Annotated in this window: 17 protein-coding genes, 6 tRNA genes and 1 rRNA gene; 17 read left to right on the top strand and 7 right to left on the bottom strand. The window is 50.8% G+C overall.

Features of this window, described 5'->3' with window-relative positions; translation table 11 throughout:
- From AC1DF0_RS27780 to AC1DF0_RS27750, 7 genes are all read left to right on the top strand, one after another.
- Nucleotides 1-146 (top strand): 23S ribosomal RNA (locus tag AC1DF0_RS27780); the annotation flags it as partial.
- Between the two features lie 213 nt (nucleotides 147-359).
- A tRNA-Met gene (locus AC1DF0_RS27775) sits at nucleotides 360-436 on the top strand.
- A gap of 30 nt (nucleotides 437-466) precedes the next feature.
- Nucleotides 467-542 (top strand) — tRNA-Val (locus AC1DF0_RS27770).
- 9 nt (nucleotides 543-551) lie between these two features.
- A tRNA-Asp gene (locus tag AC1DF0_RS27765) sits at nucleotides 552-628 on the top strand.
- 18 nt (nucleotides 629-646) lie between these two features.
- Nucleotides 647-722: transfer RNA gene (locus AC1DF0_RS27760), tRNA-Phe, on the top strand.
- Nucleotides 723-763: 41 nt separating this feature from the next.
- Nucleotides 764-847, top strand: a tRNA-Tyr gene (locus AC1DF0_RS27755).
- 13 nt (nucleotides 848-860) lie between these two features.
- Nucleotides 861-936: transfer RNA gene (locus AC1DF0_RS27750), tRNA-Lys, on the top strand.
- 58 nt (nucleotides 937-994) lie between these two features.
- Here AC1DF0_RS27750 and AC1DF0_RS27745 read toward each other — a convergent pair.
- The 7 genes from AC1DF0_RS27745 to AC1DF0_RS27715 are packed head-to-tail and all read right to left on the bottom strand — an operon-like array spanning nucleotide 995 to nucleotide 7,627.
- Nucleotides 995-2,206, bottom strand: coding sequence for an amidase (locus tag AC1DF0_RS27745; protein ID WP_477576569.1), 1,212 nt, complete (start codon nucleotides 2,204-2,206; stop codon nucleotides 995-997).
- Between the two features lie 34 nt (nucleotides 2,207-2,240).
- Nucleotides 2,241-3,248 carry an amidohydrolase family protein gene (locus AC1DF0_RS27740; protein WP_442051543.1) on the bottom strand — a complete coding sequence of 336 codons (1,008 nt, stop codon included), beginning with the start codon at nucleotides 3,246-3,248 and terminating at the stop codon, nucleotides 2,241-2,243.
- A 30-nt stretch (nucleotides 3,249-3,278) separates the two neighbouring features.
- Nucleotides 3,279-4,310: a ring-opening amidohydrolase gene (locus AC1DF0_RS27735; protein ID WP_477576566.1), complete on the bottom strand. Its 1,032-nt coding sequence runs from the start codon at nucleotides 4,308-4,310 to the stop codon at nucleotides 3,279-3,281.
- A gap of 2 nt (nucleotides 4,311-4,312) precedes the next feature.
- Nucleotides 4,313-4,948, bottom strand: a complete 636-nt coding sequence (locus AC1DF0_RS27730; RefSeq protein ID WP_442051545.1) for a cysteine hydrolase family protein — start codon at nucleotides 4,946-4,948, stop codon at nucleotides 4,313-4,315.
- A 3-nt stretch (nucleotides 4,949-4,951) separates the two neighbouring features.
- A complete protein-coding gene (locus AC1DF0_RS27725; RefSeq protein WP_442051546.1) occupies nucleotides 4,952-5,749 on the bottom strand; it encodes an ABC transporter ATP-binding protein in 798 nt (265 codons plus the stop codon).
- A 3-nt stretch (nucleotides 5,750-5,752) separates the two neighbouring features.
- The gene (locus AC1DF0_RS27720; RefSeq protein ID WP_442051547.1) at nucleotides 5,753-6,523 is read right to left on the bottom strand and encodes an ABC transporter permease; all 771 of its coding nucleotides are present in this window, start codon (nucleotides 6,521-6,523) and stop codon (nucleotides 5,753-5,755) included.
- 33 nt (nucleotides 6,524-6,556) lie between these two features.
- On the bottom strand, nucleotides 6,557-7,627 hold the full coding sequence (locus AC1DF0_RS27715) for an ABC transporter substrate-binding protein (protein WP_477576563.1): 1,071 nt from the start codon (nucleotides 7,625-7,627) through the stop codon (nucleotides 6,557-6,559).
- A gap of 277 nt (nucleotides 7,628-7,904) precedes the next feature.
- Here AC1DF0_RS27715 and AC1DF0_RS27710 point away from each other — a divergent pair, with 277 nt between their 5' ends.
- The 10 genes from AC1DF0_RS27710 (at nucleotide 7,905) to AC1DF0_RS27665 (ending at nucleotide 18,400) form a co-directional block, all read left to right on the top strand.
- Nucleotides 7,905-9,557 carry a PucR family transcriptional regulator gene (locus tag AC1DF0_RS27710; protein ID WP_477576561.1) on the top strand — a complete coding sequence of 551 codons (1,653 nt, stop codon included), beginning with the start codon at nucleotides 7,905-7,907 and terminating at the stop codon, nucleotides 9,555-9,557.
- 71 nt (nucleotides 9,558-9,628) lie between these two features.
- Complete coding sequence (locus AC1DF0_RS27705) at nucleotides 9,629-10,576, top strand: MraY family glycosyltransferase (RefSeq protein ID WP_477576559.1); 948 nt, start codon at nucleotides 9,629-9,631, stop codon at nucleotides 10,574-10,576.
- A gap of 91 nt (nucleotides 10,577-10,667) precedes the next feature.
- The gene (locus AC1DF0_RS27700; RefSeq protein WP_477576558.1) at nucleotides 10,668-11,813 is read left to right on the top strand and encodes a PucR family transcriptional regulator; all 1,146 of its coding nucleotides are present in this window, start codon (nucleotides 10,668-10,670) and stop codon (nucleotides 11,811-11,813) included.
- Nucleotides 11,814-11,902: 89 nt separating this feature from the next.
- A complete protein-coding gene (locus AC1DF0_RS27695; RefSeq protein WP_477576557.1) occupies nucleotides 11,903-13,024 on the top strand; it encodes an ABC transporter ATP-binding protein in 1,122 nt (373 codons plus the stop codon).
- Nucleotides 13,025-13,146: 122 nt separating this feature from the next.
- Nucleotides 13,147-13,710: a sigma-70 family RNA polymerase sigma factor gene (locus AC1DF0_RS27690; RefSeq protein ID WP_477576555.1), complete on the top strand. Its 564-nt coding sequence runs from the start codon at nucleotides 13,147-13,149 to the stop codon at nucleotides 13,708-13,710.
- Nucleotides 13,688-15,061 (top strand): DUF4179 domain-containing protein, encoded by a 1,374-nt coding sequence (locus AC1DF0_RS27685; protein WP_477576553.1) that lies wholly within the window; start codon nucleotides 13,688-13,690, stop codon nucleotides 15,059-15,061. The genes AC1DF0_RS27690 and AC1DF0_RS27685 overlap by 23 nt, the downstream gene beginning before the upstream one ends.
- Before the next feature lie 120 nt (nucleotides 15,062-15,181).
- Nucleotides 15,182-16,120 (top strand): HPr(Ser) kinase/phosphatase, encoded by a 939-nt coding sequence (gene hprK / locus AC1DF0_RS27680; RefSeq protein WP_337104383.1) that lies wholly within the window; start codon nucleotides 15,182-15,184, stop codon nucleotides 16,118-16,120.
- A gap of 27 nt (nucleotides 16,121-16,147) precedes the next feature.
- Nucleotides 16,148-17,155 (top strand): prolipoprotein diacylglyceryl transferase, encoded by a 1,008-nt coding sequence (lgt, locus tag AC1DF0_RS27675; RefSeq protein ID WP_477576551.1) that lies wholly within the window; start codon nucleotides 16,148-16,150, stop codon nucleotides 17,153-17,155.
- A gap of 59 nt (nucleotides 17,156-17,214) precedes the next feature.
- The gene (ppaX, locus tag AC1DF0_RS27670; RefSeq protein WP_477576549.1) at nucleotides 17,215-17,886 is read left to right on the top strand and encodes a pyrophosphatase PpaX; all 672 of its coding nucleotides are present in this window, start codon (nucleotides 17,215-17,217) and stop codon (nucleotides 17,884-17,886) included.
- The gene (locus AC1DF0_RS27665; RefSeq protein ID WP_477576547.1) at nucleotides 17,873-18,400 is read left to right on the top strand and encodes an acyltransferase; all 528 of its coding nucleotides are present in this window, start codon (nucleotides 17,873-17,875) and stop codon (nucleotides 18,398-18,400) included. The genes ppaX and AC1DF0_RS27665 overlap by 14 nt, the downstream gene beginning before the upstream one ends.
- The last annotated feature ends 154 nt before the right edge of the window (nucleotides 18,401-18,554 follow it).

Genomic DNA, 18,554 nt, shown 5'->3' with positions numbered 1-18,554 from the left:
TGAAAGCATCTAAGCGTGAAGCCCCCCTCAAGATGAGATTTCCCAGTATGTAAGACCCCTTGAAGACGACGAGGTTGATAGGTTCGGGGTGGAAGCACAGCAATGTGTGTAGCTGACGAATACTAATCGGTCGAGGGCTTATCCTAAAACGCTTATATGGTCCATACAACCTATAGGCAACAGCTAAAGTTCAGCAGCATTATCTTTCGTATCCAGTTTTCAGGGCGCAATGCCTGTTGTATCAAGCTGACTAGTGCGGCTTATGCGGCATCATTGTAAAGGCGTTTGGCGACGCCATTACCTGACCTTGTGAACGTCCCCGAACGTTCAGAAGAGACAAGCATTCGGGGGACAAGCGTGGCGGTGTAGCTCAGCTGGCTAGAGCGTACGGTTCATACCCGTGAGGTCGGGGGTTCGATCCCCTTCGCCGCTACCATTACCTTTCTTTACTTGCAACGCCTATTGTGGAGGATTAGCTCAGCTGGGAGAGCATCTGCCTTACAAGCAGAGGGTCGGCGGTTCGATCCCGTCATCCTCCACCATCTAAACTCGGAGCTGTGGTGTAGAGGCCTAACATGCCTGCCTGTCACGCAGGAGACCGCGGGTTCGAATCCCGTCAGCTCCGCCATTTTTTTCTTTAAAGTAAGGCTCGGTAGCTCAGTCGGTAGAGCAGAGGACTGAAAATCCTCGTGTCGGCGGTTCGATTCCGTCCCGAGCCACCACTTTATTTTTTTCTGCTTTTGGCAGACAGAAATAATATTGTGGAGGATTAGCGAAGTGGCCAAACGCGGGAGACTGTAAATCTCTTCCTCACGGTTCGGTGGTTCGAATCCATCATCCTCCACCATTTCCCACATCAAGAGCCATTAGCTCAGTTGGTAGAGCACCTGACTTTTAATCAGGGTGTCGAAGGTTCGAGTCCTTCATGGCTCACCATTTTTACCCAAAACAACAAACGCAACCGGAGATCTTTGATCTCCGGTTTTTTGTGTGTTTATTTAACTGTTCTAGAACTAGAGGTTGAATGGAACAATGGCAACTGGTGCTGAATTTCATTTATCCAGGATAATAGCTTCAGATCTTGCCCTCTTCCCGCAATAATGGAAAGCCCGATCGGTGGGCCGTAGGCTGATGCTATCGGAATAGAGAGCTGAGGCAAGCCCGTAAGTCCGGCAATGGAAGTGAGCTGCAGTGTACGAAGACGCCAGTCGGCAACTTCCGCGTCCGATGCATTCAGTAAAGGAGCAAGTCCTGGCGTTGTAGGGATGATTAGCACCCCGTCGTCGCCAAGCTTCTCTACCAAGGCGGAAGCAAGTGCTCCGCGCAAAAATGTATGTAGCTCATACTCTTCAGTATTCAAGCTTGCAGCCCATGCGAATCGCTCAGTGGTAGCTTTACCGAAGATGGGTTTCTCATTCTGGATCCACTCACCGTGCGTGCTCCATATTTCAATACCTTGCAGCTTGCGGAATAAGTTCATCCATTCAACAAGGCCATCACGCGAGACACGTACGTTATCATGATGTTGAATTAGTCCGGTAAGCAAAGAGATAGTCGGCTTCAAGTCCTCCCGCATATGCTTATCTGCAAGGGACCAAGCATCTTGCTCCATATAGAGATGATTAAAGCCATTATGGTTACCCGTGTCGAGCAGAAGCGCAGAGCCGACTTGAAGCATTGTAGCGACATCTGCGGCAAACCAGCCTACCGTATCGAAACTCGGCGCAAGCGGAATGACGCCGTCCATCGATACGGCGCCATGCGTGGGACGAAAACCGAATATGCCGCAATGGGAGGAAGGGACTCGGATAGAGCCCCCTGTATCTGTTCCAAGCGCAAAGTCGGATAGTCCGGCAGCGACGGCTACGGCAGAGCCGGAGGAAGAGCCGCCGGGTATTCGGTCAGGCGTTACCGGGTTAACCGGTGTGCCATAGTGGTCATTCTGACCGCTAAGACTGAACATGAGCTCGTCGGTATGGGTTGTACCTTCTAAGCGTGCGCCATGAGAAAGCAACGTATCAATAACGGAGGCGTTTTGGCCTGATGGACTATGCGTACGCAGCCAATCCGGATTTCCGGCTCCCGATTTTTCTCCTCGTATAGCAAATATATCTTTGACAGCGAAAGTACGGCCCAGCAAGTGGCCGGAGTTCGACGGCTCAAGAAAGAGTTCTTGGTCGACGTAAGCGTCGAAATGTTTGATCAACAGAAGCCCTCCCTTACTACGAATGAATGAAGCATTATGACGGCAATGGTAAATGGGTGAGCAAGTAGCGACTATCTTTCGTCGTGAAACGGTAACGATCCTGTGCCAACTGGCTGACGAGTACGGCGGATTCGGCATTAAACGGCATTTGGGAAATAATGCGCAGCAGCATATCCATTTCCCGCGGCTCGTAGAAACGCTGAATATAAGCAAGCAGTTGGGCATATTGCAGCATATTGCCGCTGCCCATCGGATTGAAGAAGTCGCTCATGTTATCGCTCCCCATGCCGATACGTACACCGGCCTGGTTTAGCTGCTTAACGCGCGTTATGGCTCGAGTAGCGATTGCGGTCGGGCATACCGTAACATGCAGACCAGCTTCTGCGGTGAGAGCGATAGCTTGCTCGGCAAGCTCATCCGATACGTTAGCGAGCGAGTTGCAGTGGATTGCATAGGTTTTGCCGCTCCAGCCTCTGGCTTTGACTTGCTCGGCTAAGTAAGGGAGCAGAAAATGCTCCGGCTTGCCGCTTTCGTCGGTATGAAATTCAACCCAAGGCGCATTGGCTTGTTCCGCCAGTTCGAAAATACGATTGATATGACTGCATCCATCCTGATCGGACAACGTATGGCCGCCAATGCCGATGCGACTATCCATCGTAAGTGCTTCTGTCAACAAACCGGCGGAATCCGGATAACGATCAAAGCCCTCTTGGTTAAAGGCGGTGATATCGATAATGATATCGTTCTTGTAATGCTCTCTAAGCTCCAGTAACGCTTCTATGCCCTGCAGCCCGACAAGAGGGTCGACGTCTACATGGGTTCGAACATAAGCCGTCCCATAGGAGAGAAGCTGTTGCAGCGCTTGCTCAGCTCGGCTGTAAATGTCTTGCTTCGTAAAGGACGACTTCGCTTCTCTCGTCCAGCCTGCCCGTATAGCTACCGGATCGTCCTTATAGGATCTTTCAGGTACAAGCATCCCTTTATCCAGGTGGGCATGCTCGTTCATAAAACCAGGTATGGTCCACTGTATTGGTTGTGTCATTGTTATCCTCCTATCCACGTTGCAGAGTAACTACGCTCGAACAACGGCTGCTATCAGATTGGCTCCTTGCGGACCTTGATGCTCCGAGCCAGCCGAGCAAAGGATGGAAGCATCGCCAACGAAGCTGCCTACGACTGCGTTTGCAATCGATTTGGCTAAGATGCCGGCATGCATGCTAAGCGCATCGGAATGCATCGTATGCCGCCTGCCTCTAATGTGCGGAAGCGCGTCCGAACCCGCATTGACGAATAGCTGAACGAAGCGAGCGCGGTCTCCCTCGGACAATGTTGGAGCAGCCGAGATGTTCAAGCTCTCGAACGTAGCGAGCAAGCCGTTCAAATCGAAGGCATCCTTCATAACTCCGGAGCCTACGATAAGCGGGCTTTCCGAGCCAATGGCATTGCCCATAACAATTATGCGTACCGCATATTGCTCGTTGCCTGCGGAAACCGAGGTTTTGACCGAATACAAGGAATGATCGCCGTTAATGCTGGCTTCGGAGATGAGCTCGCGCTCCACTTCCCTCAGCGCGACAGCCGAGCCAAGAGCAGATGCAGCTTTCGACCTTGTTCCGCCGATGCCCCAGGGACACTTAATCTCTACGCAATGAACGTCTTCGAGCGCTAACGAACCCGCGTCGGCAATTGCAGCGAGCACGGTCTCGCGCGTTAGATCGACTTGCGCTTGCGTACCGATTTCTTCCGCTAACAATGGACGGCTGGATGCAACACCGAATACGAATCGTTTCTCTTCCGTAGTAACTGCGGATTCACCCGACCGTTTAACGAACAACGTATAATGCGGGCTCATAAGTCCGCCTGTCTTTCCGATCATCATCATCGGGATGCGTTCGAATATTTCCTCATGCGTCCATCCTAGGTAACTTGACAGCAATACTTGAAACGCTAGCGTCGAGTATCCGCGGGAATAACCGTCACCCTCCGTTTGGGCGATAATGCCTTTAATCTCTTCTGCTTGTAATGCACCCGATTCCAGCAAAGCTTCAAGCCTGCTGACATCACCGGGGTGGTCCATCGATAATTTGATCAAATCGCAATACATAGTTAGTTCTCCTCCAATAGCTTTATAAATTTGTCCGAAGTGGTAACAAATCCAAAATGGCGTTCGATATTGTTCAAGCTTGGTTCGTAAGCGTCCTTATAAGCGCATGCCGTAGCATCCCGTATGACGATGACATGATAACCGAGCAAATGCGCATCGCGAACCGTCGATTCGACGCATGTATTCGTATTGATGCCTGTAAAAATCAAGGTCTGAATCGATTGCTGCTGCAGCCTCTCATGTAAATCTGTGCCGACAAAAGCGCTGTAGCGATGCTTCCAAAATACGGTATGTTCCTCACCGGGTGTCAGAGGCTCATAAAATTCGCTGCCCCATGTGCCGGTTCGGCAAGTATCGGGATGGTTGGAGGCTCTGCGGCGCTGCACCCAGGCATCGTCGCCGTCATTAGCTTCGTTATGCGACATTCCGATCATCCATACGGGGATCCCCGCGTGATTGGCAACGCCTCGCAGATGATCGATGACGGGAACGGCCAGATGATAATCCTCGACCGAGTACCCTCCCTTGGCGAAAGCGCCGTCTTCGTGGACAAAATCATTTTGCATATCGATAATGAATAATGCGGTTGGAAGCTCCATTACGCTCGCAAAGGTGTAAGGCTTATTCGTAGATAGCAAGAGCTACACCTCCGTCAGTACGCCCTGCGACTTGAAGACTCCGCGAATGTCTTGGACATGGGCCATGAATTGCGGATCAAGCCTCGTATCAATGGAACGCGGACGCGGAAGCCCGATCGAGATGTCGCGAACGACTTCGCCTGGACGCGGCGACATGACGAATACGCGGTCGGAGAGAAACACAGCTTCCTCGATGCTGTGGGTGATGAATACGACCGTAAACTTGAATTTGTTGTACAGCTTCAGCAGGTCGTACATCATTTGCTCGCGGGTTAGTGCGTCGAGTGCGCCGAAAGGTTCATCCATCATGAGCAGCGACGGGTTCTGGATGAGCGCCCGGCAGATGGAAACGCGCTGCCGCATTCCGCCGGACAGTTCGAACGGGTATTTGTCCGCGAAGCCTTCGAGCCCGACCATGCTGAGCAACTCTAATGCTGCGTCGCGGTTCGTGCCTCGTCCGCCGCGATCGAACCAAGTGATGCCATGCATATCGAACGGGAGCAAAATATTGCCGAGTACCGTCCGCCACTCCAGCAGCACATCCTTCTGAAAAACGACGGCGTTGCCGGCTTGTGGACCGTTCATCGGTGTGTCGTTCAACAAAATGCTGCCGCTGGTCGGCTTATCCAGTCCGGCGATGAGGTTCATGAGCGTAGACTTGCCGCAGCCGCTTGGGCCTACCACCGAAATGAAGGAAGATGGCTCGATATCGAGCGTAACCTCCTTCAGCGCTTGCACGTTGCCGCTCCTTGTCTTGAACGTTTTCTCTACACGGTCGAGCGTGATTTTTTTGCCTGACATGGGCTACGCCTCCTTTCTAGTTGCCTGGTACCATGGCATGCACCATCTCTCGAGCAAGCCGACGATGCAGTACAAGCCGATACCCATAATGGCAAGAGCGAATATGACGCAAAATTCCATCGTGACGTCGAGCTTGGAGTTGGCGGTAAGCTGCAAATAACCAAGTCCTTTCTCTGATGCGACGAACTCGGCGACGACCGCGCCTACAACGGCTAGCGTGATGCCGACCTTCAGTCCGCCAAAGATGCTCGGAAGCGCCTTTGGGAGTCGGAAGTAGGCGAACGTCTGAAACGTGCTTGCCCGCATCGACTTGGCCAAATGAAGCATATCCTTCTCCATCGACTTCATGCCGACGACCGTATTGATAATGATCGGGAAGAAGGAGATCAGGAAAGCGATCAGCACTTTGGTCAGCGTGCCGAAGCCGAACCAGAGAATGAGCAGCGGAGCAAGCGATACCATTGGTACGCAATGAATACCGATCAAGATCGGGAAGAATGATTGAGAGAAGTAGTTCGAATACACGATGACGATAGCAATTGGAATACCGATGCCGACGGCCATGGCGAATCCGAGCAGAATTTCGCCGAGTGTCACGCCCCCGTGCCTTACAAGAACATCGAAGTCCACGAAGAAGCGGTGAAAAATTTGCGTTGGCCGCGGCATTAAATATTCGGGAACCGAGAATAGCAAGCAAATGATTTCCCAAAGCGCAAACAATCCGATGAGTGTGGCAACAACCGATGCGGCGCGGCCGACTTTAGCATAGTTCATAGTTCTGGTTACCTCCTCGTGCTAGCCTGGCGATTAAGGCTGCGGGGAATATTCATTCGTGAAGTACTCTGCTGCCGGCAACTGTTTCTTGATCAAGCCGCTTTCGAACAGAACGCTCGACGTGTGCGTAATATTTTCCTCGCTGACCCAACCGAAAGGTTTGCCCTCCAGTACTGCCAGTTCGCCGGTGCGCTGAATCTGCATAACCGTCAGCTCTTCGTCCACCGTATCCGGGAACAGCTTCTTGGCAATGGCCGCCGCTTCCTCGGGATTGTCGATCGTATACTTGAAGCCTTCATTCACTGCGGCGAGGAAGCGCTTCGCCGTATTCGGGTTGTCGGCCAAAAATTTATTGTTCGCGGCAAGCGTCAGTCCGGCTACGTCAAAGCCGTAATCGGCCAAGTACATCGGCTGGAGCTCTATGCCAAGCTTCTTATTGAACATCGGGAACTCATTCGTGGAAAATACCGCAACCGCATCAACCTCTTTGTTCAAAAATGCCGTGTTGCGCGCGCCGGTTTCCATTTTGACAAGCTTAACCTTGCTGCCGTCCACCTTGTTGTGCTCGATGAATTTGTCGTAGAGCGACGTGAAGGTGGAGGAAATAGACGAAGCAATCGATTTGCCTTCGAGATCGGCAGGTGTTTTGATCGGGTTATCGGGATAGGACAATAAGATGATTGGCGAGCGCGACATATAGGAAGCGATGATCTTCACCGGCATGCCCTGCTCGATGCCTTGCATCGGTTCGGCTGTCGACATGACGCCGATGTCTTCTTTATTTTGCGAAAGCACCTGAAGCGTCTGTACCGAGCTTGTGCCTTCCAGCACCTCGACGTCGAGACCGTACTTTTCGAAAATGCCTTTTTCCTTCGTGACGAAGAAAGGAGCGAATTCGCCTTTGAACTTCCAGTTCAAGCGGAGCGTTACTTTCGTTTTCTCCGGCGCGCCTATCGTAATGCCGTTCTCGTCTGCAGAAACTTCGGCAGCAGCTGGGTTAGTTGCCGCAGGCTTCGGCTCATTGCCGGAATTGCCTCCGCATGCCGTTGCAACAAGTGTTACTGCGAGAAGCGGTAGTGCCAATTTAGAAGTCCATCGTCCCATCGTTAATCCCTCCAAATGAATTGTTAGTTTACATCACTTCATATGTGATGTTTATCTATGAGATTCATGTTACTATAGGCGAAATAGCGTAGCTATGTATAAAGTGCACATTATCGAACGGTTGAAACTATTCAAAATGAACATCTCGGTTTGTGACTAGGTGAATGCAGGCACTAGTTTGTTATATGAATGTTAAATATACTAACATTAATGATGTAAATGGTTGATCAGTCTTAGGAAGCTTGATTACAGCCTATTGAAGAGGATGTGAAGTCAGATGGCTCGTACGATGCAATTCATTGTCAAGCTTCCCGTCATGGGAAGTTCGAGACTCATGGGAGGCGCTGGTGGCCTCGGCCGCTCCATCGATTCCGTTAATATTATGGATTCGCCCGATATCGCCAACTGGGTAAGGCCGAATCAATTGCTGCTCACGACGGCCTATCATTATAAAGACAATCCGGAGGACATGGTGTCGCTCGTACAGCGTCTGCATCAGAGCAACTGTGCCGGTCTGGCCATTAAGATGAAAAGATATATCCTAGCAATTCCCGACATCGTCGTGCAGGAAGCGGATCGTCTTCGCTTTCCGCTTATCGGCCTGCCGCCGACGATGTTGCTGGGCGACGTGCTAAACGAAATTCTGGAGCATCTGCTGAACGAGAAGCAGGTGGAGCTGCAGAAGTCGTTCGATCTGCATCGCAAGTTCACGCAGCTGTTCCTTCAAKGAGCGGACTTGTCGGATATCGCACAGACGCTTGTGGCGATCATTAAGAAGCCGATTCTCATATTGAACGAGCATGGCGATCCGGCAGGGATATCGGATGCCATCCGGAAGCGATTAGGCGATCCCGAATTTATGCTGTCGATCAAAAAAATGCTTTACGCGGCCGACCTGTCCGTCGATAAACTGTCCACTCTTGCGCTGGGCAATGACGAGGTCATTCGGATTTATCCCGTATCGGTGGCAGGGGTTCTCAAAGGATACTTGTGCATGCTGGATAAGGAGTCATCCGGCGATGTTTCACTTATGCCGCTGGAGCAAGCGGCTCATATTATCGCTTACGAGCATATGCGCCAAGAAGCGCTTGTGCTAGGCGAGAGAAGGCTGCGGCAGCAATTCGTTGCCGATATGCTGGACAACAAGCTATCGAAGGAAGAAATATGGCTTCGGGGCAAGAAATACGAGATGCCGCAGGAGGGAGGCTACCTCGTCTGTGTGTGCAAGTCCGATCCGCTACCAGAGGGCCGGTTGCCCTCTAAGCTGGAACAGTCCTCGGAGCGGGAGAAGCGCAGGGGGGAGATCGAGAAGTACTGGGAAGCGAAAGCCATTCAAGCAATCACCGAGTTAAAGGGCGATGACGTCGTCAGTCTGCTCATGCTGCCGGCACAGCCTTTCTCGGCCGTACAGGAGAAGGAGTGGGTGGCGTTGCTTGCGGAATTGCAGGCACAGCTTGCTAAAGGAACGGGCGCAAGAAGCGAGAGCTGTTCGTTCGGCGTGAGCAATTATACAGGCCAGTCCGACAAGATCGCCGCTGCTTACCGAGAAGCGGAGCAGGCGCTTGCAAGCGGTTATGCTATGCGAAGCCGCAGGTTCATCCTGACTTACCGAACTCAACAGTTGCAGGAGCTTATTCAGTCTGTACCGGGCACGAAGCTGAACGACTTCTACCTTTCATCTCTTGGCGAGCTCGTAACGGTAAAGTCGGGGGAGCATGAGGACCTGCTAAGGACGATGGATATTTATTTAAACTATAATTGTTCCGTTGCCGATACGGCGAAGCTGCTGTACATTCACCGCAATACGGTGCTGAACCGGATTAGCCGCTGTGAAGCGCTGCTTAATGTATCCATGAAGGATGTCCATGACACGCTGAAGCTTAGAATCGCCCTTCTTATTCATCAATCAAGGATTTCGCAAAAGGAATAATAATCGCATCTTTTATTTTTGCCTCACTGGGGAACAATGGTACAAAAGCTTCTTCCGGAGGGGTAATCGACATGATGTATGGATTAGCGGCATTAATTAGCTTTGCGATCGTTTTTGTTACAGTACCGCCGCTTAGGAAGCTCGCGCTGAGACTTGGCTTCGTAGATCGTCCAACGACGCGCAAAATACACCGAAAGCCGATTCCCCTTATGGGTGGAGCGGCTATTTTTGCTGGCTGCGTGGCGACAATGCTGCTGTTCGTCGGATTCACGCAGCTAAGCTGGACGATCATAATCGGAGGCTTCGTGCTCGTCGCTGTCGGCCTGCTCGATGATGCATGGAAAGCGAAAGGCCGCGAATTCCCGGTATGGCCGCGCGTAATCATTTATTTGGCTGCGGCGTCCGTACCATCGGTTTTTCACATCCAAATGGCAGGCATCGCAAGTCCGATCAACGGCTATTTCTATTCTTTCGACGGTTGGTTCTCATGGCTGGCGACGACGCTATGGGTGTTCGCTCTCATTAATATGATTAACTTCATCGATGGGGTGGATGGGCTTGCGTCAGGTGTTTGCACGCTTTCGTCATTAACATTGCTCGCGGCAGCGCTTATGACGGGGAGGCCCGATGCGGCGATGCTCGCCGTTATCGCTGCGGGAGTGTCCATTGGTTTCCTGATTCACAACTTCTATCCGGCGCGTATCTTCATGGGCGATGCCGGCGCGACATTCCTTGGGTATACGCTAGCGGTCATTGCGGTCGATGGCACATTGAAGCGAGCGACGTTCATTTCGATGCTTGTACCGTTGCTTGCGCTAGGGCTGCCAATCCTCGACACGTCCTTTGTGATGCTGCGCCGACTTATGAGCGGCAAGGGGCTTCATCATGCGGACAAGCTGCATACGCATCATACATTAATGAAGTGGGGATTGAATCAAGTCCAAACGGTATCGTTCCTATATTTGATTTCAGCGCTTTTCGCTCTGATGTCGATCATCCTTTTGCTCGCGATTGGCTGAACTTGTTTTGCCGTTATGGTACAATGACGTTAAAAAGGCGTTTCGATAGCCGTAGAGCGGCATTAGCCGAGGAGATTGGAGAAGAGCAAAAATGAGCACGACAGATTGGTTGAAACCACTGCAGCACATTTTAAATTGTCCGATTCATGTACATACGATTTCTGTTACGGAATGGGTGGAAGTGGTCAAGGCTGCTGATGCGCTTTGGCCGGAAGAGCTTAATGCTCAACATCCAGTGGAGGGGCAGCGTGTCGAGAAGCACAATAAGCTGCATTTCGTTGCTGCGTTGTCCGATCATTCCGTTGAGCTGCTCGAGATTGAACTCACCGGGATCAGTCAAGCTGAGAAGGAACTGATTAGCTGGACGCTTCAGCTTGTGCGCGGTGGAGAGGCCGATTCCAAAAAAGCTTTATCCGTCTCTGAGTCGGAGCGGAATGCGCTCAAGCTAAGCGAGTGGATTCAACAGCAGCTTGAGGAGGCCGAGCCGGCTTATTCGTTGCCGGATCATCTCGTTGTCGGCAGTCGCCTTTTTAATKAAATGATTCCGTTTCTACTCGTAACCGAGCAATCGAATACGAAGCTAACGACGTTCACTGAGCTTGAGAAGCTGCTTCGTTCCTTCTTATCGGACGACGTTCTGCTTATTCCGTTGAAAACCCAGGAATGGCTCATATGGGGGCCGATCTCGCTTCTGCGCGACGAGGATTCAGAATCTTTCGACGAGAATGAAGAGGAGACGTTAGAGGACAGCCTGGAGTCGATCTGTTCGGGGCTGCACGAGATGCTTGCCAGCGAGTGGATCGGGGAGTGCCATCTGGCGGTGGCGCAGCCCGCGACGCCGGCCAAGGGTATCGTAGAGACGACGATTCTGCTTCGTGAGACGATTAATCTCGGCCGCAAGTTCCACGTAGGGACGAATATTCATATGCCTTGGATGCTGCAGCTGGAGCGACTGCTTAATGCTATTCCTGAAACACAGCGGGCGAAGTATTTGGAGCAATCGCTGAAACGAGCCGATATGTTCGTCGAACCCGAGATGCTAAGCACGCTGGAGACGTTCTTCACACTGGACTGCAATGTGAGCGAGACGGCCAAGAAGCTGTACATTCACCGCAATACGCTCCTGTATCGGCTGGATAAGCTGAAGCAGGAGACAGGGCTTGATGTTCGTCAATTTCGCGATGCCGTTCTCGTCAAAATCATATTGCTATTGTACAAAGTTACGAAAAGGAATTAATTTTTTTGTAGAGTATGTGCATAGTCACAAACGCTTACATCGGATAAGATAAGTGCATAACGAAATTTCTTTCTAGGGGGAAACTTATCATGGCAGGCGTACGTTTAGAGAATATCTACAAGAAATACCCGGGTACCGACAAAGCATCGGTTACTGACGTTAACTTAGACATCAAGGACAAAGAGTTCCTCGTATTGGTAGGACCGTCCGGTTGCGGTAAATCGACTACTCTTCGTATGATCGCTGGCTTGGAAGAAATTTCTGAAGGCAAATTGTTCATCGGCGACCGTCTTGTAAACGACGTAGCTCCTAAAGACCGCGACATCGCGATGGTATTCCAATCCTACGCGTTGTACCCGCACATGAACGTTTACCAAAACATGGCGTTCGGCCTTAAACTTCGTAAATTCAAAAAAGCAGACATCGACAAACGCGTTCGTGAAGCTGCTAAAATTCTTGATATTGAGCATTTGCTCGACCGTAAACCAAAAGCTCTTTCCGGTGGTCAACGTCAACGTGTCGCTTTGGGACGCGCAATCGTACGTGAGCCGCAAGTATTCTTGATGGATGAGCCGCTTTCCAACTTGGACGCGAAGCTTCGTGGACAAATGCGCGCTGAAATCAGCAAACTGACTAAGCGTCTTGAAACAACTACAATCTATGTAACGCATGACCAAATCGAAGCAATGACGATGGGCGACCGTATCGTTGTTATGAAGGACGGTTTCATTCAACAAACCGATTCCCCTGAACAACTTTACAACCACCCTGTTAATATCTTCGTAGCTGGCTTTATCGGCGCTCCTTCGATGAACTTCATCAGCGGAACGTTGTCTGAGCAAGGCGGAACTGTTAAATTCAAAGCTGCTGGCGTAGATGTTGTTGTTCCTGAAGGCAAATCCGCAGCCCTTCGCTCGAAAGGCTATATCGGCAAAGAAGTTATTMTTGGCATTCGTCCAGAAGACCTTCACGAAGAGCCTGTGTTCTTGGAAGCTTCCCCGAACACAATCGTAAATGCAAACATTGAGGTTGCTGAAAACCTTGGTCACGAAATGTACCTGTACCTGAACGGTATCGGCACTGATACAGTTATCGCTCGCGTAGACGGACGTTCCGGCCTTCGTGACGGCGCAAGCGTTAAGCTTGCTCTTGACATGAACAAAGTTCATCTGTTCGACAAAGAGTCCGAATTGAACATTTTCGAAGTTTAATACTTCGATCTAACGAGAGTTGCCTGGAAGTTTCCAGGCAACTCTTTTTTGTTTATTCATGAAAACCGTTTTTGGCGTTCGCACGTCTAATTAGTATGAATGTTTGGACGGGGAGGGAAGGCATGGAGGATCGGGATCAATGCGCTTTGGCAGCCATTCTTGGGGATGAGACGGCGCTGCTCCAGCGTATCGATATGGATAAGCGCCAGCTGTACGGTATCGCCTTCGCCTATATGCGTAATGAGGATGATGCTCTGGAGGCAATGCAGGAAACAGTATGCCGCGTATGGGCGAAGCGTCGAACGCTGCGAGAAGCGAAGTACTTCACGACATGGACTATTCGAATTTTGATACGGGTATGCATGGACGAGCGGAAGAAGCGTAAGCGAGAGCAAGAGAGAACGATTGAAGCAAGCCGCATGCGAAGTGGTGAAAAAATGCATGACGACGACGCGGCGGCAGCAAGGCTCGATATGGCTGCTCAAGTAAAAGCATTGCCTGCCAATTACCGGATGGTCGTCGTACTGAAGTATTATCGCGATATGACAATTACCGAAATAGCTGAGCTGCTGGAAAAGCCAGATGGCACTATACGGACATGGTTGAATAAAGCGTTGAAGCTGCTGCGAAGCGATAAGTCATTGATTGAGGAGGTGGAGGACGATGAACGACAAAGCGGGAAATGAGCGGCAGTTAATCGAGATTGTGCTGAAAAATGATCGAAATTATGTTGAATGCGAAATGCTGTCGATGGAAGAAGATAAGCTCGATGCAGCTATTCGGCATGGACTTGAGAGGGGACGCCGGCATACGGTCACCAGAAGCAGGAGACGGATCAGTCTGAAGCTTGGTTTATCGGCGGTATGTATACTGCTGCTACTGACGGCATTCGTTCGCGTATCTCCTTCCTTCGCGGCGATCATAAAGGAAATTCCGGGCTTCACAGGATTTGTAGAGCTTATCGAAGGCGATAAGACGCTCGTATCGGCGCTCGACAACGAATTCATTCAACCAATGAGCTTGACCGATGAGAAGAACGGATTCAAGCTGACGGTAAACGGCGTCATTGCCGATGACAATCGGCTCGTGATCCTGTATACGGGCGAAGGACCGGGCATAACGAGTGAGACGGAGATCGAGGACTTTAAGTTGTTGAAGGAGTACGGTGAGGGAGTGCGAGGCGCGATTGGTTTCTCGCAACTCAGAAGCGACGATAAGAAAGACGCAGGATCCGTCCTGTACGATTATTTTGATGTTTCCCTTCAGGATGGCGAAGTCATGCCGGAGAAGGTGGATTTGAATGTTAAGCTGAAGGGTCAATGGCTGCAGCTGTCCGTTCCGATTGACCATGCCAGATTCGCAGGTATGCGCGAGGAAATTGCGGTTAATGAGGTTATCGAGCTTAACGGTCAACGGTTGACGGTAAAAAGCGCAGTCATCACGCCGCTGCAGGTGAGAGTGATCGTAGAGGCTGACCCAAGCAATTCGCTGCAAACAAACGGGATGATCGATGCGGTGCTGAAGGACGAGAAGGGCCGCATCTACAAGTGGAAGACAGGTATGGGGGATTATCATACAGAGATGGTCTATCATTTCCAAAGCAGTTATTTTAGTAAGCCTAAGAAGCTTACGTTTAAAGCAGACGGTGTATATATGTCCGATCGGGATCGGCTATTCGTTATTAACACGGAGACGGGCCAGACGAGCGAAACACCTGACAATCGCATCACCTATAACGGGAAGCAGGAGGATGGGGACGGATATGTCCTGCAAATCGATATGGCGAACTTGGATGAAACGGAGCAAAAGCTTGGTTATACGTTTCTCGAGCATCAGGGAAGCTTCACGGATGCGAGTGGCAAAACGTATAACCTCCTGGATAAGGATGGAACGCAGATTAAATGGAGTGCGGGAGGATTGGAGCCGGCCAGTTATTATTACAAAATTCCGATAGCCGATTATATACAGCCGCTAACGTTCCGCGTGCAGCAGTATCCGGGATATATTTTAAAGCCGATAAGCATTGCAATTAAGTAACATAAGGACGCCGAGCAGCGCTGAAACGTTGCGTTCGGCGTCTTTTTCCTTTACGATGAAGACATTGGAAACATACTTACATATCAGCTTGCTGCAGTTGTCATAAGAGGAGGCCATACGATGGCGAAAAAAGTAAAGGTGTCTGAGCTAGTCCAGCAATTTCAGCTCGAAATCGTCGCTGGAGAAGATGGGCTGAAGCGAGCAATTACGGTTGATGATTTGTATCGACCAGGCCTGGAAATGGCCGGCTATTTCCATTATTATCCGAGCGAGCGCGTGCAATTGCTTGGACGGACGGAAATATCGTTCCTCAGCACGCTGGAGAGCGAAGAACGCAAAGACCGTATGGCGTGGCTATGTAACGAGGAGACACCTTGTATTATTTTGACAAGAGGACTTGAAGCGCCTGAGGAGCTGGTGCAGCAATCGAATGAATCGAAGATTCCGGTGCTGCGCAGCAATGTGGCAACAACGATTTTGTCGAGCCGGATTACGGACTTCCTGGAGAAAAAGCTTGCGCCGACAGCGACGATTCATGGTGTTCTTGTTGACGTCTATGGCGTAGGCATGCTTATTACCGGAGGAAGCGGCATCGGTAAGAGCGAGACTGCTCTAGAGCTTGTTAAGCGCGGACATCGGCTTGTAGCCGACGATGCGGTCGAGATTCGGCAGACGTCCGACGGTCAGCTGCATGGCAGTGCGCCGGAGCTTATTCGCCACTTGCTTGAAATTCGCGGACTAGGCATTATTAACGTGATGACGCTGTTCGGGGCGGGCGCGGTAAGAACGCAGAAGCGGATTGGCCTTGTCATTAAGCTTGAGAATTGGCAGCAGGATAAACAATATGATCGTCTTGGACTTGATGAAGAAACGACGCGCATTATCGATACGGATATTCCGCTCGTAACGGTTCCCGTTCGTCCGGGCCGTAACTTAGCGGTCATTATCGAGGTGGCGGCAATGAACTTCCGTTTGAAACGGATGGGTTATAATGCGGCGCTGCAATTCACGAACAAGCTGACCGAAACGATCGCGGACGATATGGACGATTACGATTGATATTGATATCAAAGGAGATAAGCGTGAATGGAGACTTTGCTCATTAACCCGATTGCGTTCTCGATCGGCACTATATCAGTTCATTGGTACGGCATTATTCTGGGCACGGCGGCTTTGGTCGGCCTGCTGCTCGCGGTACAAGAAGGCAAGCGATTCGGCATTAAGCCGGATTTCTTCATGGATCTGCTGCTGCTTGGCGTTCCATCGGCAATTATCGGAGCGCGGATTTATTATGTGGCGTTTACATGGGATGATTATAAGGATAATTTCCTTGATGTGTTCAAAATATGGGAAGGCGGCATCGCTATCTACGGTGCGCTTATAGGCGCGTTCATTTGCGGATATTTTTATTTCCGCGCGAAGGGTTACAACTTCTTGCGGATCGTTGATATTTGCGTACCGTCGCTGCTGGCGGGTCAAATGATCGGACGCTGGGGCAACTTCATGAATCAGGAAGCGTATGGCGGACCGGTTGAAGAGAGCTTCCTGCGGGAGACGCTTCATATCCCTGCATTTATAGTGAATCAAATGAATGTTGATGGCGTATTCCATCATCCGGCGTTTCTTTATGAATCGCTTTGGAGCTTGGTCGGTATTGCAATCCTGTTCATTTTGCGCCGTCAAAGCTTCCTTCGTTCCGGCGAATTGATGGCAGCCTATTTCATCTGGTACTCCATCGGCCGCTTCTTTATTGAGGCGCTCCGTACGGACAGCTTGGGCTTCGCTGGTCCGAAATGGTTGGCATCATTCATTGATGCGCTCTGGTCTCCAATGACCATTGTATTCGAGGAAGGTTATTTGGACCCGGCTTACGGCAATATTAGAATATCGCAGGCTCTTGCTCTGCTTCTGATCGTGGCTGCGATCATCTTCGTTATTGTTCGCCGCAGATCAGGACTTGCCATTGCTCGTTATTCCGATCCGATCGTATCGAGTAAGCCGGAGAAGGTTGCTCAGTTGAATGATGGGAAGTCGTCTGCCGCAGGTGCGGAAGGCGATAGCGGAATTTCTGGATCTAAAGGAAAAGAAGAATAGAAGCAGGCCGGCAGTTAGATGCTGGATGTCTGCGAAAGCGGTTTGGGAGGATTGGATAGATGACAGGCAACATACGTACGATGCTCTTCGATCTGGACGGCACGATTCTAGACACTAATGAGCTTATTATACGGTCGTTCGTGGAGGCGCTTAAGGGCGTAGCAGTGGAAGGCTTCGGTAGAGAGCATATTATTCCGACGATGGGTGAACCGCTGATTGACCAATTGAGGCGATTCTCCGGCCTTGAGGAAGTATCGCATCTTGTTGATGCTTATCGCGAGATTAATCTTAGGCTGCACGACGATCTTGTTAAACCGTTTGAATACGTAGTCGAAGTGTTGCGAAATCTTCATGGAAAAGGGATTCAGATCGGCGTTGTCACGACGAAGATGCGCCTTACAACGGAGAAGGGGCTTAAGTTCGTTGGCATAGACGAATACGTCGATGCCGTCATTACGATTGACGATGTGAAGAATCCGAAGCCGCATCCTGAGCCGGTCAACAAAGCGATCGCGCTGCTTGGCGCCGATCCCGAGACAACGATGATGGTGGGCGACAGCGTCGTCGACATAAAGTCTGCGGTAGCGGCTGGCACGGTCGCAGTTGGCGTCGCGTGGTCGTTGAAAGGTGAGAAGCTGCTTAGCGAAGCAGGAGCGCATCATATCATTTATGATATGCGCGATTTGTACGCATTCGTCGGAATGGAGAGCGAGCCGTTTGCGAAACGTTGACCGATACCCGGTCGAAGGGCCGAACGCTCTTTGGCAGGTGTACAAGACGGTAAGCCGCTTGAAGGCGGTACGCAACTTTATATTTATCCAGCTGGCGCGTTATTGTCCAAGCTTGCCGCTCAAAAACTTCATATATCGGCGTGTGCTGGGCATGAAGGTGGGAAAGAAGACGGCTTTCGCCCTTATGGTGATGGTCGACGTATTTTTCCCTGAGCGGATCAAGGTCGGCGACAATTCGATTATTGGGTATAATACGACGATATTGACCCATGAGTATCTGATCAGGGAGTATCGTATTGGCGATGTAGTGATCGGTTCGAACGTGATGATCGGCGCGAATACGACGATATTGCCGGGTGTTACGATCGGCGATGGTGCGGTGGTGGCAGCAGGATCGCTCGTACATAAGGATGTGCCGGCAGGAAGCTTCGTCGGCGGCAATCCGATGCGAGAGATTAAGCGGAGCGTTGTCCAGCCCGATATCGCCGACCCTGCGAAGCATATTATTCATTAGCTAGCCGTCTATTGAGCAATGAAAATAGTGTGAGGAACAGCCCCAGGTGGACGAATCCAATTCGTTCGCAGGGGCTTCCTTGTTGTTATAGCTCAGAGTAGGGGAAGGGGCTTTTACTGGCTTGACGGAGCGGCGTTTTTCATGCTAATATTAC

Source organism: Paenibacillus sp. 05T425 (assembly GCF_056396205.1).
Note: the sequence above shows the minus strand (reverse complement) of the source record. Positions and strands in the feature narration are given on the sequence as shown.

Excerpts from the sequence above, each read along its gene's own strand:
- AC1DF0_RS27705 (WP_477576559.1), top strand. The coding sequence starts at position 9,629 with ATGATGTATGGATTAGCGGCATTAATTAGCTTTGCGATCGTTTTTGTT.
- AC1DF0_RS27715 (WP_477576563.1), bottom strand. The coding sequence starts at position 7,627 with ATGGGACGATGGACTTCTAAATTGGCACTACCGCTTCTCGCAGTAACA.
- lgt (WP_477576551.1), top strand. The coding sequence starts at position 16,148 with ATGGAGACTTTGCTCATTAACCCGATTGCGTTCTCGATCGGCACTATA.
- ppaX (WP_477576549.1), top strand. The coding sequence starts at position 17,215 with ATGACAGGCAACATACGTACGATGCTCTTCGATCTGGACGGCACGATT.
- AC1DF0_RS27720 (WP_442051547.1), bottom strand. The coding sequence starts at position 6,523 with ATGAACTATGCTAAAGTCGGCCGCGCCGCATCGGTTGTTGCCACACTC.
- AC1DF0_RS27685 (WP_477576553.1), top strand. The coding sequence starts at position 13,688 with ATGAACGACAAAGCGGGAAATGAGCGGCAGTTAATCGAGATTGTGCTG.
- AC1DF0_RS27735 (WP_477576566.1), bottom strand. The coding sequence starts at position 4,310 with ATGTATTGCGATTTGATCAAATTATCGATGGACCACCCCGGTGATGTC.
- AC1DF0_RS27690 (WP_477576555.1), top strand. The coding sequence starts at position 13,147 with ATGGAGGATCGGGATCAATGCGCTTTGGCAGCCATTCTTGGGGATGAG.
- AC1DF0_RS27740 (WP_442051543.1), bottom strand. The coding sequence starts at position 3,248 with ATGACACAACCAATACAGTGGACCATACCTGGTTTTATGAACGAGCAT.
- AC1DF0_RS27725 (WP_442051546.1), bottom strand. The coding sequence starts at position 5,749 with ATGTCAGGCAAAAAAATCACGCTCGACCGTGTAGAGAAAACGTTCAAG.
- hprK (WP_337104383.1), top strand. The coding sequence starts at position 15,182 with ATGGCGAAAAAAGTAAAGGTGTCTGAGCTAGTCCAGCAATTTCAGCTC.